The 19037-nt window shown below is 72.1% G+C and carries 16 protein-coding genes and 1 riboswitch; of the genes, 12 read left to right on the top strand and 4 right to left on the bottom strand.

Annotated elements, in window-relative coordinates; genetic code table 11:
- Positions 1-4: 4 nt before the first annotated feature.
- From EGX94_RS05470 to EGX94_RS05420, 12 genes are all read left to right on the top strand, one after another.
- Complete coding sequence (locus EGX94_RS05470) at positions 5-1384, top strand: PTS galactitol transporter subunit IIC (RefSeq protein ID WP_043122248.1); 1380 nt, start codon at positions 5-7, stop codon at positions 1382-1384.
- The gene (locus tag EGX94_RS05465) at positions 1381-2418 is read left to right on the top strand and encodes a galactitol-1-phosphate 5-dehydrogenase (RefSeq protein ID WP_021798028.1); all 1038 of its coding nucleotides are present in this window, start codon (positions 1381-1383) and stop codon (positions 2416-2418) included. Before EGX94_RS05470 ends, EGX94_RS05465 begins: the two co-directional genes overlap by 4 nt.
- 1 nt (position 2419) lies before the next feature.
- On the top strand, positions 2420-3370 hold the full coding sequence (locus EGX94_RS05460; protein WP_021798014.1) for a 1-phosphofructokinase family hexose kinase: 951 nt from the start codon (positions 2420-2422) through the stop codon (positions 3368-3370).
- Positions 3360-4193: a class II fructose-bisphosphate aldolase gene (locus EGX94_RS05455; RefSeq protein WP_021798031.1), complete on the top strand. Its 834-nt coding sequence runs from the start codon at positions 3360-3362 to the stop codon at positions 4191-4193. Before EGX94_RS05460 ends, EGX94_RS05455 begins: the two co-directional genes overlap by 11 nt.
- 182 nt (positions 4194-4375) lie before the next feature.
- Complete coding sequence (locus EGX94_RS05450) at positions 4376-5761, top strand: hypothetical protein (protein WP_021798040.1); 1386 nt, start codon at positions 4376-4378, stop codon at positions 5759-5761.
- 342 nt (positions 5762-6103) lie between these two features.
- Positions 6104-6322: riboswitch (cobalamin riboswitch) on the top strand.
- 85 nt (positions 6323-6407) lie between these two features.
- Entirely contained in the window at positions 6408-7502 is a 1095-nt protein-coding gene (locus EGX94_RS05445) for a FecCD family ABC transporter permease (RefSeq protein ID WP_021798023.1), read from the top strand.
- 31 nt (positions 7503-7533) lie between these two features.
- Positions 7534-8535 (top strand): ABC transporter substrate-binding protein, encoded by a 1002-nt coding sequence (locus tag EGX94_RS05440; RefSeq protein ID WP_021798024.1) that lies wholly within the window; start codon positions 7534-7536, stop codon positions 8533-8535.
- Entirely contained in the window at positions 8532-9335 is an 804-nt protein-coding gene (locus tag EGX94_RS05435) for an ABC transporter ATP-binding protein (RefSeq protein ID WP_021798036.1), read from the top strand. Before EGX94_RS05440 ends, EGX94_RS05435 begins: the two co-directional genes overlap by 4 nt.
- Positions 9322-10083, top strand: a complete 762-nt coding sequence (locus EGX94_RS05430; protein ID WP_021798011.1) for a class I SAM-dependent methyltransferase — start codon at positions 9322-9324, stop codon at positions 10081-10083. The genes EGX94_RS05435 and EGX94_RS05430 overlap by 14 nt, the downstream gene beginning before the upstream one ends.
- Before the next feature lie 141 nt (positions 10084-10224).
- Complete coding sequence (gene galE / locus EGX94_RS05425; protein WP_021798009.1) at positions 10225-11193, top strand: UDP-glucose 4-epimerase GalE; 969 nt, start codon at positions 10225-10227, stop codon at positions 11191-11193.
- A gap of 207 nt (positions 11194-11400) precedes the next feature.
- Entirely contained in the window at positions 11401-11784 is a 384-nt protein-coding gene (locus EGX94_RS13725) for an AAA family ATPase (protein WP_021798035.1), read from the top strand.
- Positions 11744-12550 (top strand): AAA family ATPase, encoded by an 807-nt coding sequence (locus EGX94_RS05420; RefSeq protein WP_021798044.1) that lies wholly within the window; start codon positions 11744-11746, stop codon positions 12548-12550. Before EGX94_RS13725 ends, EGX94_RS05420 begins: the two co-directional genes overlap by 41 nt.
- 168 nt (positions 12551-12718) lie before the next feature.
- Here EGX94_RS05420 and EGX94_RS05415 read toward each other — a convergent pair whose 3' ends face one another.
- The 4 genes from EGX94_RS05415 to EGX94_RS05400 form a co-directional block, all read right to left on the bottom strand.
- Positions 12719-13285, bottom strand: coding sequence for a DUF1707 SHOCT-like domain-containing protein (locus EGX94_RS05415; RefSeq protein WP_123825997.1), 567 nt, complete (start codon positions 13283-13285; stop codon positions 12719-12721).
- A gap of 119 nt (positions 13286-13404) precedes the next feature.
- Entirely contained in the window at positions 13405-15903 is a 2499-nt protein-coding gene (locus tag EGX94_RS05410) for a glycoside hydrolase family 31 protein (RefSeq protein ID WP_021798016.1), read from the bottom strand.
- 190 nt (positions 15904-16093) lie between these two features.
- The gene (locus EGX94_RS05405; protein ID WP_021798032.1) at positions 16094-17584 is read right to left on the bottom strand and encodes a carboxylesterase/lipase family protein; all 1491 of its coding nucleotides are present in this window, start codon (positions 17582-17584) and stop codon (positions 16094-16096) included.
- A gap of 236 nt (positions 17585-17820) precedes the next feature.
- Entirely contained in the window at positions 17821-18777 is a 957-nt protein-coding gene (locus EGX94_RS05400; RefSeq protein ID WP_021798041.1) for an L-lactate dehydrogenase, read from the bottom strand.
- Positions 18778-19037 lie beyond the last annotated feature (260 nt).

Below are 19037 nucleotides of genomic sequence, written 5' to 3'. Positions count from 1 at the left end.
CCCAATGAATGCATTCCTCGACGCGATCCAGTACATCGTCGACCTGGGCGCCAACGTCATGCTGCCCATCATCATCTTCACCCTGGGTCTCATCCTGCGCCGCGGCGTCGGCAAGTCGCTGCAGGCCGGCCTGACGATCGGCGCAGGCTTCGTCGGCATCAGCCTGGTCATCAACCTGCTGAACGACGAGCTGGGCCCGGCCGCAGGGGCCATGGCCGAGAACTTCGGCGGCAGCCTCGAGATCGTCGACCTCGGCTGGCCCGGCACCTCACCGATGGCCTGGGCCTCGACCATGGGCATCATCTCGATCCCCATCGCCATCGCCGTGAACATCGCCATGCTGCTCACCCGGACCACCCGCGTGCTCAACGTGGACATCTGGAACATCTGGCACATGGCCTTCACCGGCATCATCGTCCAGCTGGCCACCGGAAACTTCTGGCTCGGCGTGCTGGGCGTCGTCGTCCACGCGGCCCTGGCCTACAAGTTCGGCGACATGTACGGCGCCGTGACCGACGACTACTTCGGCCTGGAGGGCGTCGCCATCCCGCACGGCACCTCGGCCGTCATGGGCGTCTTCGCCGCCCCGATCGACGACCTCATCGAGAGGATCCCCGGCCTGCGCAAGGTCACCATCAACACCGAGACCCTCGAGGAGAGGGTCGGCTTCTTCGGTCAGCCCATCGTCATCGGCACCCTCCTCGGCCTCGTCGTCGGCCTGCTCGCCGGCTACCCGATCGGCGACTCGCTGCAACTGGCCGTCGAGATGGGCGCCGTCATGCTGCTCATGCCGATGGTCGTCAAGCTCATCATGCAGGGCCTCATGCCCATCGCCGACGCGGCCCGCGACATGCTGCAGAAGCGCTTCAAGAACGCCGACTACAAGATCGGCCTCGACCCGGCCCTGCTGCTCGGCCAGCCGCAGGTCATCTCGGCCAGCCTGATCTTCGTGCCGCTGTCCATCGTCATCGCCATCCTGATGCCCGGCAACCGCGTCCTGCCGTTCGGCGACCTGGCCACCATCGGCTTCTTCGTCGCCATCGCAGTGGGCATCCACAAGGGCAACATCTTCCGCACCCTGTTCAGCGGCACCCTCATCATGTCGGTGACGATCTGGATCGCCAACCGGATGGTGCCGCTCACCACCGAGCTCGCGCGGGTCACCGACAAGCTCGGCGACGCCTCCCAGGTCGCCTCGCTCGACCAGGGCGGCAACCCCATCACCTATCTGCTCGCCCGCGGTCTGAGCGGCCAGGTCGGCGTCGGCCTCGCCGTCATCGCCGCCCTGTACGTCTTCTGCTGGGTCTACACCTTCGTGAAGTACCGCCGCGGCACCCTCTACCGCGCCGACGAGCCCGAACCGGAAACCGAGGTCGCCCGATGAGCGAGACGAAGACCATGCAGGCGCTGTCCGTGACCGGGGTGCGCCGGCTCGACCTGGTCGCCCTGCCCGTCCCGGAGCCGGGGCCGGGCGAGGTGCTGGTGCGCGTCGCCTGGTGCGGCATCTGCGGATCCGACATCCCCCGCTACTTCGAGGGAGGGGTGCACGCCTTCCCCCAAGTGCTCGGCCACGAGTTCTCCGGCGAGATCGCCGCACTCGGCCCCGGCGTGGACGACCACGCAGTGGGCGAGCGCGTCGCCGTGGCGCCGCTCGTGCCGTGCGGGCACTGCGCGTACTGCCAGAAGGGCCGCCCGGCCCTGTGCACCGACTACGGCTTCATCGGCTCACGCCGCCAGGGCGCCCTCGCCGACTACGTGGTGGCCCCGGCCCGCAACGCCCTGCCCGTGCCCGACACGATGTCCCTCGAGGCGGCCGCCCTGGTCGAGCCGCTGACGGTGGCCGTCCACGGGGTCGAACGCACCCGGGTGCGCACCGGCGCCCTGACGATGGTCCTCGGCGCAGGCGTCGTCGGACTCATGACCGTCATGGTGCTGCGCGCCAAGGGCGCCCGCGTCCTGGTCTGCGACATCGACCCGGCCAAGGTCGGGATCGCCGCCGGCCTCGGGGCCCGGGCCGGCACCGACACCGAGGAGCTCGTGGCGGACGAGGCGCCCGAGATCGTCATCGAGACGGCCGGCTCGCCCGTCACCCAGGCGATGACCCTCGACCTGGTGGCCAAGGACGGCCAGGTGTCCTATGTCGGCACCGGGCACGGCGACCTGGTCCTGGGGCCGAGCACCTTCGAGAAGATCCTGCGCGGCGAGCTCGCCGTGACCGGCTCGTGGATGAGCTACTCGGCCCCCTTCCCCGGCTACGAGTGGTCGGCCGCGATCGGTCTCATCGCCTCCGGCGCGGTGAATGCCGAGGCGATGGTCACCGGCGAGTACGCGCTCACCGACGGCGCCCGGGCCTTCGAGGACATCGAAGACCCGGGCGGGCTGCGGCTCAAGCTGCTCTACCGGCTGAGCGGGCACTGAGATGATCACCGCCATCACGCCGAATCCGGCACTCGATGTGACCTACGAGGTGGACGAGCTCCTCCTGCACCGCACGACCCGGGTGCGCGCCGTGCACGAGCGCCCCGGCGGCAAGGGCGTCAACGTCGCCCGCGTCGCCGCCGCACTCGGCCGCCGCGCCGAGGCCAGCGGCTTCCTCGGCGGCCGCGACGGGCGGGCCGTCGCCGACCTGCTCACCCGCATCGACCCCGGCATCGCCCAGCGCTGGGTGCCCATCGACGGCACCACCCGCCGCACCATCGCCGTCGTCGACGCCCAGGACACCTCGATGCTCAACGAGCCGGGCCCCGCCGTCACCGCCGGCGACTGGACGCGGCAGGCCGAGCTGCTTGCCGACGGCAGTGGGCCGGTGGTCGTGTCCGGTTCGATGCCCCCCGGCTCCCGTCCCGGGGACCTGTCCGGGGTCATCGCCGCCGCCCGGGCCGCAGGCCGGCCGATCATCGTCGACACCTCAGGGCCGTTGCTGCACGCGGCCGCGCGGGCCGGCGCCGACCTGCTCAAACCGAACCGCGACGAGCTGGCCGCCGCCACGGGCCTGGACGACCCGGTGGCGGGCGCCAGGGCGCTGCTCGACGAGGGCGCCTCGGCCGTCGTCGTCTCGCTCGGCGCCGACGGGATGCTGCTGCTCCTGGCCGGCCGCCCCATCCGTTGGACGGCGGCCCCGGCCCGCGTCCTGTCGGGCAACCCGACCGGAGCCGGGGACGCGGCGGTCGCCGCCTTCGCAGCGGGCCTGGACGAGGGCTCGGCGGCCGACGCCGTCGGCCGGGCCGAGGCGCTGGTGCAGTCCCTGCCGAAGGCGGTCGCCCTGTCCGGCGCCGCCGTCCTGAGCCCCGTCGCCGGCGAGGTCGACCTGAACACGTACCGCGAGATGCTCTCGCGCATCACAGTCACGGAGGACGAACATGCTGACTGACCTGGCGAGCATCGCCCGCACCTGTCAGAACGAGCGCACGGGCCTCGGAGCCTTCAACGTCATCCATCTCGAGAACGCCACGATGTTCATCGACGCCGCCACCCGCGCGGGGCGCCCCGTCGTCCTGCAGATCAGCGAGAACGCCGTGAAGTACCACGGCTCACTGGCCCCGATCGGCACCGGGACGCTCGTCGCGGCCCGCGCCGCCCGGGTGCCGGTGGTCGTCCACCTCGACCACGCCGAGAGCGTCGACCTGGTGCACGAGGCGGTCGAGCTGGGGTTCACCTCGGTCATGTACGACGGCTCGAAGCTGCCCGATGACGTCAACCGCGCCACGACCGCCGAGGTCGTCGACTTCTGCCACGCCGCCGGCGTGACGGTCGAGGCCGAACTCGGCGAGGTGGGCGGCAAGAACGGCGTCCACGACCCCTCGGTCCGTACCGACCCGGGCGACGCCGCCGCCTTCGTGGGCGACACCGGCGTCGACCTGCTGGCCGTCGCCGTCGGCTCCTCGCACGCGATGGTCACCCGGACGGCCGCCCTCGACACCGACCTCATCCGGGCGATCGCCGCCGCCGCCCCGGTGCCGCTGGTGCTCCACGGCTCCTCGGGCGTCAGCGATGCGGGCATGAGCGCCGCCATCGGGGCCGGCATGGTCAAGATCAACGTCTCGACGCACCTGAACAGGATCTTCACCGGATCGGTGCGCGAGACCCTGGCGGCGAACCCCGACCTGGTCGACTCGCGCAAGTGGTTCAAACCGGCCGGTGAGAAGGCCGGGGCCGAGGCCGAGCGGTTGCTGAGACTGTATGCGCACGGGTGATCCGTCCGGTCGAACCCCATGATGAGCGGGTCCGCGCGCCGGCGCGCGGACCCGCTCATCGTCCCCGTCGCGTTCGGGCGATTCCCAAGAAGGTGCGGGTCCCGCGTGTGGTCGTCCGGAGCGGGCTGGTTTGATGGTGCACACCCCCCTCACCCGATTCACCCCGTACTGGAGAATGCAGCATGGCGCAGCAGCAGGGCGCACAGGACGACCCTGAGCAGTCCCCCGCCCCGGAGCCGCCGCCCCGGGTGCTGCCCCCTCGTCTTCCGAACGGCCCGCGCCGGGGCCTCCTCGACTATTCCCAGGCGCCGATGGAGCAGGCCCGGCGCGGCCTGAGCGGACGCGTCCTGCGGATCCTGCGGGTCCTGTCCGTCGTCCTCGCCGTCGTCCTCGTCCTCGTCGTGGGCTTCGTCGCCGACATCCTCCTCGGCGGCCCCGGCACCGCCGAGTTCGCCGTCCGGGACGCCGGCTACTCCCCGCGGGGCCGGGTCGGCGACTGGCTCGACCCCGGCTACGCCGACGGCTACGATTCCTGGACGACCGACGAGACGGTGCTGGGAGTGTCCTCGGACCGGGCGGCGGTGCTCGTCCAGCGCAGCGCCGGCGCGGGCCAGGACGAGGGCACCGCCCCGCTGACCGGCCTCGACGCGGCCACCGGCGCCCAGCGGTGGCAGGTCACGGGGCTGCGGTGCATGGGCCGCGACGCCGTGCTCGACGGCTCCGCCTACTGCGCGCGCCGCAACGGCGGCACCGGTCAGATCGTCGGCGTCGACATCGCCACGGGGCAGCAGCGGGTCGTCCACGAGAGCACCGACGCCCTCTCCTTCCTCCAGGTCCGCGGCGTGCACGACGGCGAGTTGATCGTCACCGGGGCGGCCGGCTCCGACACCGAGCAGGTGCGCGCGATCGGCTCCGACGGCGCCCTCGACTGGCAGCTCGACCTGCCCTGGTGGGGCCAGTGCCGCTTCCTCGTCGACCACCTCGGCTGCGTCTCGTACGCCGACTCGCAGGTCGCCGTCGTCGACCTGTCCACGGGCTCCTTCTCGCTCGAACCCACCGAGTACGAGCACTCGGGGCAGGAACTGTCGGTCGGGTGGGCGTGGAACGGCTTCACGACCAACGACGCCGGCGATGAGCGGGCCCGGAGGGTCCGCGACCTGACCGGTTCCGAACAGGGCCGGATCACCTCCTCGGGGGGTCCCGACTACGGCTCCGACCGTCTGCTCTACTCCCGCGAGGATCTGCTCGCCGGGGGCTCCCGGCCCACCCGGATCGGGGTCGACGCCACCGGGCGGGTCGTGGCCGTCCGCTCCGGCTCCGGCATCAGGACGCTGCCCTCGCGCGGCCGCATCGACGCCGACTCCGTCGACCTGGTGAGCGCCGACGGCTCGGTGCTGCTGGCCCGCACCTACACCCGCCGCGGCCGGGCCGGCGACGGCGACACCTGGGCCGTCTACGCGGCCGATGGCGCGAAGCGCCAGGACCTGCCGCGCGTCACGTCGTCCGTCGACGGCCTGCTCGTGGACGAGACGGGCGGCACGACGACGGTCCTCGTGCCGCGGGGCTGACACCGCGCCGGCGACGGGCCGCCGCACCGGCGTCTGCTGCACCGGCGTCTGCTGCACCGGTGTTCTGCGGGGCCGGTCTCCCGCTGCACTGATGGGCCGCGGGACCGGCGTTCCGCGGGGCGGACTCGCCACGGGCCGCCTCCGGCCGCCATCCTGAGCCGTTGCCCGGTCTTCCGCGGTGCGCCGTTGGTGGGCGCCGGGAGGCAGGATGAGCTTCTCACTGCTCGCCGGGCGTCTGTCAAGCGTCTTCGGGGTGGTCGTCGGTCGTGGCTGTTGGGCGTCGGGGGCCGGGTGAGCTTCTCACTTCTTGTTCGGCTATGGCGGTCTGCGGGCCGTGGCTAATGTGACGTCCGCTGGTTCGGTTCGTCGTCGCCGGTGCGCGTCGGCGGATCGTCGTAAGAGGGAATCCGGTGCGAGTCCGGAGCTGTCCCGCAGCGGTCAATGGGAACGAGGCTGCGTCGAGTGCACTGGGCTCTTGGGTCCGGGAAGCAGCGGTCGAGGAAGCCGGGGTGATCCGGAGTGCCCATGAGCCCGAAGACCTGCCGGCCCGGCGGTGTCCGCCGTCGGTTCACGCTGTGCCCCGCGGGGGCTCGCAGGCCCTGCCGTGCGCGCATCCCCGGGGGCGAGTCCCGCCGAGGAGCGCATCATGGGCCGTGCCGTCGCGGACCGGACCGCCGGCGCGGTGCTGCCCGTTCCCGCCGGGGTCGCGCCCGTCGTCCCGGCGAGGCGCGGCCGGGCGATCCGGCGGATCGTCCTCATCGGCGCTCTGCTCGTCATCACGCCTGCGCTCACCATCGCGATGGGCCCGGCCGCCGTGCCCCTGCACGACGTCTTCGGCGTCATCGCGAGTCACGTCCCGGGCCTGCCGGTGGACATCACGTGGGACCGCACGATCGACGCCATCGTCTGGCGGACCCGGCTGCCCCGCATCATCGGGTCCATGGCGGTCGGGGCGATCCTCGGGGTGTCGGGCGTCGTCATGCAGGCGATCGTCCGCAACCCGTTGGCCGAGCCGTACGTCCTGGGCGTCAGCTCGGGGGCCTCCACCGGCGCCGCCCTCGCGATGATCACCCTCGGCGTCTCCTCGGGTGGTCTCGTCGGCCTGCTCGCCTTCGGCGGCGCCTCCCTGGCCACCGCGGCGGTGCTCGCCGTCGCCGGACGCACCCACAGCCCGCTGCACCTGGTGCTCGGCGGCCTGGCCGTCGGCTTCGGCTTCCAGGCGGTGACGAACCTCATCATCTTCTCGGCCGACTCGGCGGAGGCGGGCCAGTCGGTGTCCTTCTGGATGCTCGGCTCGATGGCCCGCATCGGCGTCGGCGACCTGCCCCGCCTCGTCGTCACCGCCGGCCTGCTCGCCATCGCCATGGCGGTCCTGGGGCCGGTGCTCGACGCGCTGGCCAGCGGCGACCGCACCGCCCAGTCCGTCGGCGTCGAGCCGGGCCGGGCCCGCATCTGGCTTCTTCTGCCCGTCTCGGCGGCCGTCGCCATCGCCGTGGCGAGCGCCGGCGGCATCGGCTTCATCGGCCTCATCATCCCGCACATCATGCGGTCCTTCATCGGGCACTCGCACCGCCTGCTCGTCGTGGGCACGGCGCTGGCCGCGGCGCTGTTCTGCGTGTGGACCGACACCGCGGCGCGCATCGTCTTCTCGCCCACCGAGCTGCCGCTCGGCGTCATCACGGGGCTCGTCGGCGCCCCCTTCCTCGTCCTCATCATTCGCCGCAGCAGAACCGCCTGGTGAACCGATCGGCCCATTCCACAAGGGAGGAACCATGAAAAGACTCGCACCCGCAGTCGCGGCGCTCGCCGCGGCGATGGTGTTCAGCGGCTGCGGCTCGTCCGCCGCCGACAAGGCCGCGTCGTCGGCCGGCGGATCCGGCTCCGCCGCGGGCTTCCCCGCTCAGGTGACCAGCTGCACCGAGAGCCTCACCTTCGACAAGGCGCCCGAGAGGGTCGTCGTCATCGGCGGGACGAGCGCCTCGATCCTCGACTCGCTCGGCCTGCTCGACCACGTCGTCGCCCGCGCCGGCGATCCCGGCTTCGCCGACGCCGACCCCGATCTGCAGTCGCGCATCGACCGGATCCCCGAGATCGAGTCGAGCGGCAACTCCACCGGAGGCCGCGTCGTCTCGACCGAGGCGATCCTGTCAGTGCACCCCGACCTGGTCATCGGCTACGACAGCGGCGCCGACCGCAATGCGCTGCGAGACGCGGGCATCCCCCTCTACGCGCCCGACGCCTTCTGCGACGAGTTGACGCTCGACCGCGCCAGCTGGGACGACGTCGAGCAGGAGATCACCAAGACCGCCACGATCTTCGGCGTCACCGACAAGGTGCCGGCCCTCATGGACGACATCCACAGCCAGATCGACGGCCTCCAACAGGGCCCGGCGGCCGGTCAGAGCGCCGCCGCCCTGTACCTGACGCCCGGCTCCGGCGTCTTCTACGCCTACGGCAACTCCTCGATGATCCAGCCGATCTTCGAGGCCAACGGCCTGCGCAACAGCTACGAGGACAGCCGGGAGCGCGTCTTCGACGCCTCGATGGAGGACCTGCTCACCCGCAACCCGCAGTGGCTCATCCTCATGGGCGACTCCGGCACGACGGCCGAACAGCTCACAGAGACCCTCAACGGCATCAGCGGCTCCGCCGACCTGCAGGCCGTCAAGAACGGGCACGTGCTCTACCTGCCCTTCCGCCTCACCGACCCGCCGAACACGCTCTCGGTGCAGGGCGCGGTCCGGCTGTCGCAGCTCATCGGCGAGGCCCGGTGATCCAAGCCGAGCACGTCACCATAGACCGGGGCGGCCGGACGATCTGCCACGACGTGGACCTGACGGTCGGCCCCGGCGAGGTGGTGGGCATCGTCGGGCCGAACGGCTCGGGCAAGACCACCTTCCTGCTCTCGCTCAACCGGGCACTCGCCGCGGCCGGCGGACGGGTGCTCATCGACGGTGCGGACATCGCCGGGATGACGCGCCGCCGGATCGCCCGGCAGGTGGCGGTCGTCGCCCAGGAGAGCGAGACGGCGCTGCCGCTGAGCGTGCGCGACTCGGTCGCGCTGGGGCGCCTGGCGTCCAGCTCGATGCTCGACTACGGCGACGCCGGGGACACCGAGCTCGTGGACGCCGCGCTGACCCGCGTCGACCTGGGCGGGCTCGCAGACCGGCTCATCACGCGGATCTCCGGCGGCGAGCGGCAGCGGGCGATGGTGGCCCGGGCGATCGTCCAGCAGGCCACGCACCTGCTGCTGGACGAGCCGACCAACCACCTCGACCTGCACCACCAGTTCTCCCTGCTCGAGCTGGTGCGCGAGCTCGACTGCACGACGGTGATCGTGCTGCACGACCTCAACCTGGCCGCGCGGTTCTGCGACCGGGTGGCGCTGCTCGCCGACGGGCGCGTCGTCGCGGCCGGGGCGCCGGGCGAGGTGCTGACCCCGGAGCGCATCGCCCCGATCTACCACCTCCATGTGGAACGGATCGATCACCGGGGCAGGCCCTGTCTGCTCTTCGACCCCGCGGACACGACCACGGGGACGACCGATGGGAGGAGTGCCGATGACACCGGATGAACTGCTCGCCGCATGGCACGAGCAGCAGACCGCCTTCATCGAGTTCCGCGGGCTGCGCACCCGCATGATCACCGACGCGCTCGTGGCGCTGCGCGCCGAACTGGGACGTCCACTGCGCCTGCTCGACCTGGCCTGCGGGCCCGCGAGCCTGGCCTCCGCCGCCCTCGAGGCGCTGCCGGACGGCGAGGCGGTCGCCGTCGACTGCGACCCCGTGCTGCTGCGTCTCGCCCGCGAGACGAACCGCTTCGGCGACCGGCTGAGGCTCGTCGAGGCCGACCTCGTCGACCCCGACCTCGTCGCCGTGCTGCCCCCCGGCCCGTACGACGCGGCGTTCAGCGCGACGGCCCTGCACTGGCTCGATCCCGACGCGCTGGTGGCGTTCTACCAGCGGCTGCCCGGCCTGCTCGGGCCCGGCGCCCTGTTCCTCAACGCCGATCACCTGGGCTACGACGGGGTGCGGAACCCCTGGTTGAACGCCCGCGCGCGGGAGAGCCGCGACGCCTTCGAGCGCAGGGCCTGCGCCGACGGGGCGATGGGCTGGGACGAGTGGTGGGGCGCCGCCACGGGGATGCCCGGCTGGGAGCGGGAGGCCGCCGACCGCGAGAGGGTCTGGGCCGACAAGCACACGGTCGTCAAGGTCGATCCCGACTTCCACCTCGCCGCCCTGCGCGCGGCGGGATTCGCCGAGACCGGGCAGCTCTACCAACTGCTCGACGACCGGATCATCTTCGGGCGGATGCCGTGCTGACGCCGCCGCTCGGACGCCGACCGCGCTCGCCCGGTGGCGAGGGGCAGGGCGGGGCGGGGCGCGCCGGGCGGGCCCGATAGGCTGCGGTGAAGCACATGCGCGCCCTCGTCCGAGGCGGCGCGTCGGGTACAAGGAGGATCCATGAGCTGGCTCGTCACCGGTGGGGCGGGGTACATCGGTTCGCACATCGTGCGCGCGTTCCGGGAGGCCGACATCGAGCCGGTCGTCATCGACGACCTGTCCAGTGGTTTCGCGGACTTCGTCCCGCGGGACGTGCCGTTCGTCCAGGGCAGCATCCTCGACACCGCGCTCGTGCGGCGCGCGCTCACCGAGTACTCCTGCGAGGGCGTCGTCCACCTGGCGGGGTTCAAGTACGCCGGCGTCTCGGTCTCGCGCCCGCTGCACACCTACACGCAGAACGTCACGGGAACGGTGAGCGTCCTGGGGGCCATGCGCGAGGCCGGCGTCCACCGCTACGTGTTCAGCTCGTCCGCCTCGGTCTACGGCACGCCCGAGACCGACCCGGTGACCGAGGACACCCCGTTGCATGCCGAGTCGCCGTACGGTGAGACCAAGCTCATCGGCGAGTGGCTCAACAGGGACATGGCCGCAGGTGACGAGGCCTGGCAGTCGGTGAACCTGCGCTACTTCAACGTCGTCGGCTCCGGCTCGGACGACCTCTACGATGCCAGCCCCCACAACCTGTTCCCGATCGTCTTCGACATGCTGCTGGCCGGGAGGACCCCCCGCATCAACGGCGACGACTACCCGACCCCCGACGGCACCTGCGTGCGCGACTACATTCATGTGGCCGATCTGGCCCGCTCCCACGTGGCGGCCGCTGAGGCGATGATGGCTGGCCGGAGGCTGGAGCCCGCCTACAACCTCGGCTCGGGTACCGGGTCGTCGGTGCGCGAGATCATGGAGGCCATCGCCCGCGTCACCGGCATCGATTTCACTCCCGAGATCGCGCCGCGGCGGCCCGGCGACCCGGCTCGTATCGTCGCCAGGGGCGAGCTCGCGGCCCGAGACATCGACTGGACGATGCGCAACAGCCTCGACGACATGGTCGCCTCGGCCTGGTCGGCGCGAAAGGCCCACCGGGGCTGATCGCGGCTCCGGGACGATCCCGGGTGCCGGCGGGGCGGCCGATCGCCATCGTGCGACGGCCGCCCCGGCGCGTCCGGGGCCGCATCCCCGCGGGCGAGGGCGGGCGCTCGTCAGTCGGCGGATGCCCCGCCCGGGCGGTGCGTCGGCGCGCCGTCATCCAGCCACGGCTGCACGGCGGCATCGCCGTCCGGGTGGAAGGATTGACCCATGCGGATCACTCACGTCGCCGCTCACAACTGGCGCAACTTCAAGAATGTGGACTTCGCCGGGGGGAGCCGGCTCCTCGTCGTCGGGCCCAACGCGGCGGGGAAGTCGAATCTGCTCGATCTGTTCCGCTTCCTGGGCGATGTCTCCCGCCGCGGCGGCGGTCTCGCCGCCGCGCTGGAGAAGCGGGGCGGGTTGTCGAAGACGCGCTGTCTCTTCGCCAGGAACAACCACAGGGGCGAACTCGCCCTGGAGATCGATCTGGCCGACGGCGAGGACACGCTACGAGCTCGCCGTCAAGGGCGAGCAGGGCGGCCGCAACAGGCCGATCATCGTCCGGGAGATCGTGACCCGCAATGGCCAGCCCCTGCTGTCGCGTCCCGATGACCGGGACGAGCGGGACCGCGAGCTGCTGACGCAGACCCATCTGGAGCAGATATCGGCGAACCAGGGCTTCCGGCCGATCGCGGAGTACTTCGCGAAGGTCAACTACTTCCACCTCGTGCCCCGGGTCATCAGGCACGGCCGGCCCGGGGCGGACCTGGGTGCGCGGGAGTTCGGAAGCTCGATGATCGCGGACATGAATGCGACGCCGTCGCGCACGAGGAATGCCTGGTTCAGGCGCATCACGACCGCTCTCGTGTCCGCCGTGCCGGGCTTCGAGAGCCTCGAGCTGGAGGTGGACAGCACCGGCCGGCCCCATCTCATCGCCGGGTACCGCAACTGGCGCAGGAACCCGTCCGAGCAGGACGAGACCGACTTCTCCGACGGCACGCTACGGCTCATCGGCCTGCTGCGGACCATCGTCAGCGCCCCCGCCAATGGCGGGATCCTCCTGCTCGAGGAGCCGGAACTGTCGTTGGACACGGCGATCGTCCGCAGACTCGCCTCGCTCCCGGCGGCCGCCCAACGCGGCACGTCCATGCAGGTGGTCCTCTCCACCCACGCGCCGGAACTCCTCGACGACGAGGGGGTCGGCGAGGACGAGGTCCTCGTGCTGCGGGTCACCGATGACGGCACCACGGCGAGCCTGCTGTCGCAGATCGAGGATGCGGGACCCGAGATCGAGGCGGAGATCCCCTTCTCGGAGATCGCCTCAGCACTGATCAGCCCGGGGGACCTGGCGGGCCTCGTCAAGGCCGCTCGCAGGTGACCGCCCATGCGAGTCGTCGTGGAGGGTCATTCCGATGAGTGGGCCGCTCGCCGGATCGTCACGTACTGCGGCCATGAGGTGACGGACCTGCGGGCCGTCGGAGGGAGGAGCAGAGCGGTCGCCTCGCCGGGCGAGCGCACGACCATGCGGCCGTCGCCCGGCGGCGGGTCAGCGGGGCGCCTTGGCGGTGATGCCGCCCATGACCGAGGAGCCCCTGACGACGATCGTCGGGGCGTCCGGGGCGGGCCGGAGGGAGCCCTTCACCTTGAACTCGCTCATGATGTGGGTGCTCTCGTCGATGACGTTGACGCCCTCGGGGACGATCAGCTTCACCTCGCCCATGATGACGCTCGCGTCCAGCTCGACGACCGGGACGGTGAAGACCGCCCGGGTCATGTCGATCCTCACCTCGCCCATGAACGCCGAGACGTGCAGCGTCCGGGGCACCGTCCAGACGCCCTCGCGACGGGTGCTGCTCATCGTCGCCCGCATCGGGCCGGTGCCCGGCGCTCTCGCGGCCAGGGACGACGCACCGCGGATGCGGGCCGGCGCGAGGTCCTCGATGAGCGATCCCAGGTCGGCGACCGTCTTCGCCGCGAGGGCCCTGGACGTGCGATCGGAGTGCTCGGCCAGGTCGAGCCGGCCCTCGGCGTGGGCCCTCGTGAGCAGGTCGACGACGGCACCGCGGTCGGCGTCGCTGACGCGCATCGCACTGACGGACTCGGGCACGGGCACGACCACAGCCTAACCGCTCGGCCCGGGCGCGGGCCGTGGAGGATTCACTGTGCGGACCGCGCGGAATGACGGACGATCTCCGCACAGCGAACCAGGAGCGACCGGTCGTCCCGCGCTGCTCAGACGGTGACGACCTGCCGGTCGTCACCGGGCCTCAGCACGAACTCGACCTCGCCCCACGCCGGGACGAACCCGCCGGCGCGCTCGGTGCGCACGCGCACCTGCTCGGCGTCGGCCTCGACCCGCCAGCGCAGCCACAGGCCCCTGCCGGTGCGGTACGCGTCGGAGACGCCGTCGTCCTCGAAGAGGAAGCCCTCGGCGTCCTGGACGCGCTCCGGCAGGTAGAGCACCACCCGGCGCCGGGTGGCCGCCAGTGAGGCCGTCGTGACGATGCCGTCGCCGGCGGGCAGTTCGGCCTGCGGGATGCCCGCCCCGGCGCGGACGAACAGCGGCAGGCGCTCCAGCGGGGCGTCCACGGTGACCGTCCGGCCGCCGGCGTGGTGCACCCCGGTGTCGTACTCGAACCATCCGCCGGGCACGTCGGGCAGACGCACGGCGCGGGTCGTCGCGCCCTCCTCGACGACGCTCGCCACGAGCAGGTCGCGGCCCAGCAGGAAGTCGTCGTTCTCGACGAACAGCGACTCGTCGGACTCGTCCGCGTAGAAGGTCGGGGCGATGATCGGCTCGCGGCGCTGCGAGGCCAGGTAGAGCGCCGTGTACAGGTACGGCATGAGGCGGTAGCGCAGCTCGATGGCGCCGCGGACCAGCGGCGTGACCTCGGGATGCATCCACGGCTCGTTGACCGAGCCGTCGTCGTGCCAGGAGTGGATCGTGAAGCGCGGGTGCATGACGCCGTTCTGCACCCAGCGGACGAACAGCTCCGGGTCGGGGCGCTCGGGGCCCGAGAAGCCGCCGACGTCGTGGCCGACGTTGAACACCCCGCACATCGAGAAGCCGGTGCCCATGCGGGTGTTGTACCGCAGCGTCCGCCAGCTGGCGTAGTTGTCGCCGCTCCAGGTCTGGACGTAGCGCTGCATGCCGAGCATGCCCGAGCGCGAGATGAGATAGGGGCGCTCATCGGGGGCGAACTCGCGCTGGGCCTCGCCCGAGGCGCGCATCATGAGCAGGCCCTGGACCGGCCGGACGAGGGCCAGCGGGATCGGCCGGCCGAAGCCGGCGCACAGCGCCCGGTCGTCCCAGACCTCGTACTCGTTGTTGTCGTTCCACGTCGACCCGATGCCCATCTCGAGCAGCTCGCTGCGGACGTTCTCCTTCCACCAGTCGCGTCCGGCGGGCGAGGTGAAGTCGACCTGCGCGCCCCGATCGCCCCAGAACAGGCTCAGCTCGGGCTCGCCGGACTCGGCGTCGGTGATGAAGACGTCCCGCCCGGCGGCCTCGTCGAACAGCGGATGGTCGACGAGCAGGGCCGGCTTGATGTTGGCCGCCAGATGGAGGCCCCTGTCGGCGTACGCCGCCGAGGTGGCCCTCGGGTCGGGGAACTTGTCGTGGTTCCAGTTGAAGACGTAGCGCTTCGGGCCGATGCTCGTGTACCCGCTGGACATCTGGAACGAGTCGCAGGGGATCCGGTGCTCGTCCAGCAGGTCGAGGAACTCCAGCAGCTTCTCGGACGCGTTCGGGGCGTCGGTGTAGTGCATCGTCGAGCCCGAGTAGCCCAGCGCCCAGCGCGGCAGGAAGGCGTTGTCGCCGGTCAGCCGGACGATCGCCCGCGTCAGATCGGCGAGACGGGCGCCGAGGAGGACGTAGTAGTCGATGTCCCCGCCCTCGGCGGTCCAGGAGATGAAGGGCCGGTGGTAGTTGTCCTTGACGCGGCCCATGTCGAAGACGGCCGCGGTCTGGTTGTCGTAGAGGACGCCGACGGCGCCGACGCCCGCCCGGCGGGTCATGATGAAGGGCACGTGCTTGTACAGCGGGTCGGTGTCGGCCGCGTCGTAGCCCATCGCGTCGAGACAGCGCATGTCGAAGGTGCGGCCCGTGCGCTCCAGGTCGCCGGCCTTCTCGCCGAGGCCGTAGTAGCGGTCCTCGGGCTCGCGCATGATGTAGTGCGCGACCCGACCCGTCCGTGGGTTGACCTCGTAGCCGCCGGTGCGGCGGTCCTCGGTGATGGTCGTCCACCCGCCGTCCACGCGCACCTGCCAGCAGATGCGCAGCGGGATGTCCTGCACCACGGCGCGCAGATCGCCGCTCGTGACGATGATGCGGTGCTGGCCCGGGCGGGGCCGGTCGAAGATCGCCATCTCGTCGGTGGCGTTCCTGCCCGTGGTCGTGACGGCGGGGCGGTCGGCGCCCAGCTCGATCTCCTCGACCGTGACGGCCGGGCAGGGGAAGCCGCTCAGGTCGGCGCGGTCGCGGCCGGCCCACGGCACGTCCTCGGCCGGGGTCAGCAGGTGCTCGGGGTCCAGCCCGGTGCTCTCGCCGATCCCCCGGCCGGGGGTGATCATCCACGTCACGGGGACGGCCGGGCCCGCGGAGGGCAGGACGCGCACCCGGGCCAGGGCGTTGTCGAGGATGTCGAGCCGCAGCGTGAAGCCGCCCTCGATCTCGGCCCGCAGACCCGTTCCGGTCGGCGTGAAGGTGCTGATCCTGTCGAGTGTTCTCATGCTCGGTGGCTCTCCTCGTCGAGGCCGTGCGGGCCGCGCGCCGTGGCCCAGGGGATTCAGCCGGTCGGGACGCTGTCGTCCGCGAACCGGTGACTGCCCCTACTCTGTCGGTGCGGGGCCGCCCCCGCCCGGCATTGCCGACAGTTGCCGGATCCTGGCAACGGTTGACAGCCGGATGCGTCCCGTCCGCTCAGTCCCGGCCCGTCCAGGCGCGCCACAGCTCCTGGTCGAGCCCGGGCTCGTCCCGGCTCGTCGTGTCGAAGACGCGGCCGATGCGCTCGGGGTCGGTGAAGGCGGGCCAGCCCGGATCGCCCGTGGCGGCGAAGCGCACCCAGGCGTCGGCCATCTCGGTGGCCAGCCGCTGGGGCGGGTTCGGGCCGGTCATCTGGCGGTGCGCGGGGCTGTCGAGGTTGTCCCAGACGAACGGGAACTCGGTCATGTGGGCCGCCTGGGCGCGGCCGTCGTCGGCGCGCGAGGCGTAGTCGAAGCGGTACAGCCAGGTGGGGCGCCCGGCCCGCGCCAGCTGGTCCACGGCGGTCATCGTGGGCCCGGTGAAGATCGTCCACGTGAGGTGCTGGGCCATCGCCATGCCCGGCTCGTGGATGCGGGTGCGCCCCAGCAGCATCGTGCGCAGCGGCTCGACCGCCCCGTGGGAGGCCAGCAGGTAGCCGGCCAGCGTCTCCTCGGTGGCGGCGGCCATCGAGTCCGGCGTGATGAGGAAGAGATTGCCCTCGTCGCGGTTGGTGCCCCAGACGGTTCCGCGCACCGGGCGGTCGAGCATCGCGGCGTCCAGATCGACCGGGACGATGTCGTCGTCGATCCACGGGCCGAGGGCGAGCGTGCCCCACTGGTCGTCGTGGTGCTCGGCCAGGGCGGGCAGAGCGGTGTCGAGCAGCGTCCTCTGGTCGACGGCCGACAGCGCCTCGGCCGTCGGGGCCAGGCCCAGGGCCTCGGCGATCCGACGCGCCCGGTCGGCCGCCCGCTCGGGGCCCTCGGCCATCGGGGACGAACCGGACTGGATGATCGCGCGGTGGAAGAGGCCGTCGGCGGCGGGGCTGGCCAGCAGCAGGGCGATGCTCATGCCGCCTGCGGATTCGCCGTGCACCATGACGCGGCCGGGGTCCCCGCCGAAGACCGCGATGTTCTCCTGCACCCAGGTCAGGGCGGCGATCTGGTCCCGCAGGCCACGGTTGGTGGCGGCCCCCTCGAAGGCGGCGAAGCCCTCGGTGCCGGTGCGGTAGTGGATCGAGACGTAGACGGCGCCGCGCTCGGCCAGGTGACGGCCGTCGTAGGCGGGCAGGCCGCCGTTCCCGGTGAGGAAGGCGCCGCCGTGGATGTGGACGAGGACGGGCAGGTCGTCGCCGGCCTCGCCGGGCGTCCAGATGTTGAGGTTGAGCGTCTCGTCGCCGGGGCGCCAGCCGGGACCCATGATGGAGCGGTAGTTGAAGCCGTGGCCGCGGAAGAGCGGCTCGATCTGGTAGGTGCTCGGGCCGAAGGTCGTCGCGTCGCGCTCGCCGTCCCACGGCTCGACGGGCCGGGGCTCCCGGAAGCGGTTGGCGCCGTAGGGGGCCGCCGCGTACGGGACGCCCCGGAAGATCTTCATGCCGTCGTTCTCGACGAGGCCGACGATCCGGCCGCCGGTGACATCGGCCAGGACGCTTCCGTAGGGCGTGATCTGCATGGGGTCCTCCTCGCTCGCGGGGGCTCCGTCGCCGCCCGGGGATCATGGTCGCCGATCCGCCCGGCCGATGCGGCGGGCTTTCCGTCTGTTGCCCGCCCGCGCCGCCCGCGCGGGGACCGTGGGATGCCGGACCGTTTCTCGGCCGGTGCCGCGAGACGCGCGTCCGCGCGCCCGAACGACGGGGCGGAGCCCGCGTTCCTCACGGGGTGACGCATGAAGAACGCGGGGTGCGCCGGTCAGAAACCGACCGAGGCGGCCGTCTGCCGGATGCGCTCGGCCGAGGCGTGCAGGAGGCTCACCTCGTCGGCGCTCATCGGCGCCTCGAGGACGCGGTCGATGCCGTGCTCGCTCACGAGGGTGGGCAGGCTCAGCGCGATGCCGGAGATGCCGTACTGGCCGTCCAGGACGCTCGAGACCGGCAGCACGCTGCGCGTCGGCGACAGCAGGGCCTCGACCAGCCGGGCCCCGGCGAGGCCGATGGCGTAGTTCGTCGCGCCCTTGCCCTCGATCACCTCGTACGCGGCGAAGGCCGCCTCGTGCGCCAGGCCGTCGAGCACCTCCTGGGTGAACACCCGCTCGCCGGCCACCGTCCAGTCGCGGATCGCCACGGACGAGATGCGGGCGCTCGACCACAGCGGGAACTCGGAGTCGCCGTGCTCGCCGACGATCATCGAGTGCACATTGGGCTGGGCGACCTGGGCCTTCTGCGCGACGAGGTAGCGCAGGCGCGAGGTGTCGAGCAGGGTGCCGGTCGACAGCACCTGCGCGGTGGGCAGCCCCGAGACCCTCTGGGCGACGACGGTGAGCACGTCGCAGGGGTTCGTCACGAGCACGTAGAGCGCCTCGGGAGCCTGCTCGACGAGCTGGGGCATCATCGACGAGAGGATCCTGGCATTGGTGGCGGCCAGGTCGAGGCGGGTCTGGCCCGGCTTCTGCTTCGCCCCGGCGGTGATGATGACGATGGAGGAGTCCCGCACCGCGGTGATGTCGTCCCCGCCCATGACGACCGAGTTCGTGAACTGGGTGCCGTGCGCGAGGTCCTTCACCTCGGCCTCGACCTTCTTGGTGGCGATGTCGTACAGGGCGACGACCTTCGCCGAGTCGCGGATGAGCGCGGCGTAGGCGAGCGAGGTGCCGACCGCCCCGGCTCCGACGATGGACAGCTTGGAGGGATGACGCGTGGACGTTCGCATGTCATCACGATAGGCGCTCGCGCGCGGGTCCCGGAGCCGTCGTTCCCGTGGGCCGGGACGATGGCACTCTCATCCATCGCTCACCCATCGGTGGCGGACGGGCCGCCGCCCCCTGCATCCGCCGGGGCCCGCGCCGGACCGTCGTCACGAGCGGCCCCCGCCCGAACCGTCCCCTGCACCCGCCGGGGCCTGCGGGTCCGGGAGGACCCGTCCGCGGTGTCTGCGAAGACGCCCCGGCCGGGGCCGGGCGAGCAGATCCA

Source organism: Propionibacterium acidifaciens (assembly GCF_003798325.1).
Lineage (GTDB): Bacteria > Actinomycetota > Actinomycetes > Propionibacteriales > Propionibacteriaceae > Propionibacterium > Propionibacterium acidifaciens.
The sequence above is the reverse complement of the archived record's forward strand: the minus strand, read 5'-3'. Positions and strand labels throughout refer to the sequence as shown.

Bases quoted from the DNA above. Each gene is read 5' to 3' on its own strand.
- EGX94_RS05405 (WP_021798032.1), bottom strand. From the start codon at position 17,584: ATGCAGATCACGCCCTACGGAAGCGTCCTGGCCGATGTCACCGGCGGC.
- EGX94_RS05410 (WP_021798016.1), bottom strand. From the start codon at position 15,903: ATGAGAACACTCGACAGGATCAGCACCTTCACGCCGACCGGAACGGGT.
- galE (WP_021798009.1), top strand. From the start codon at position 10,225: ATGAGCTGGCTCGTCACCGGTGGGGCGGGGTACATCGGTTCGCACATC.
- EGX94_RS05465 (WP_021798028.1), top strand. From the start codon at position 1,381: ATGAGCGAGACGAAGACCATGCAGGCGCTGTCCGTGACCGGGGTGCGC.
- EGX94_RS05455 (WP_021798031.1), top strand. From the start codon at position 3,360: ATGCTGACTGACCTGGCGAGCATCGCCCGCACCTGTCAGAACGAGCGC.
- EGX94_RS05440 (WP_021798024.1), top strand. From the start codon at position 7,534: ATGAAAAGACTCGCACCCGCAGTCGCGGCGCTCGCCGCGGCGATGGTG.
- EGX94_RS05400 (WP_021798041.1), bottom strand. From the start codon at position 18,777: ATGCGAACGTCCACGCGTCATCCCTCCAAGCTGTCCATCGTCGGAGCC.
- EGX94_RS05430 (WP_021798011.1), top strand. From the start codon at position 9,322: ATGACACCGGATGAACTGCTCGCCGCATGGCACGAGCAGCAGACCGCC.
- EGX94_RS05470 (WP_043122248.1), top strand. From the start codon at position 5: ATGAATGCATTCCTCGACGCGATCCAGTACATCGTCGACCTGGGCGCC.
- EGX94_RS05450 (WP_021798040.1), top strand. From the start codon at position 4,376: ATGGCGCAGCAGCAGGGCGCACAGGACGACCCTGAGCAGTCCCCCGCC.
- EGX94_RS13725 (WP_021798035.1), top strand. From the start codon at position 11,401: ATGCGGATCACTCACGTCGCCGCTCACAACTGGCGCAACTTCAAGAAT.
- EGX94_RS05460 (WP_021798014.1), top strand. From the start codon at position 2,420: ATGATCACCGCCATCACGCCGAATCCGGCACTCGATGTGACCTACGAG.
- EGX94_RS05445 (WP_021798023.1), top strand. From the start codon at position 6,408: ATGGGCCGTGCCGTCGCGGACCGGACCGCCGGCGCGGTGCTGCCCGTT.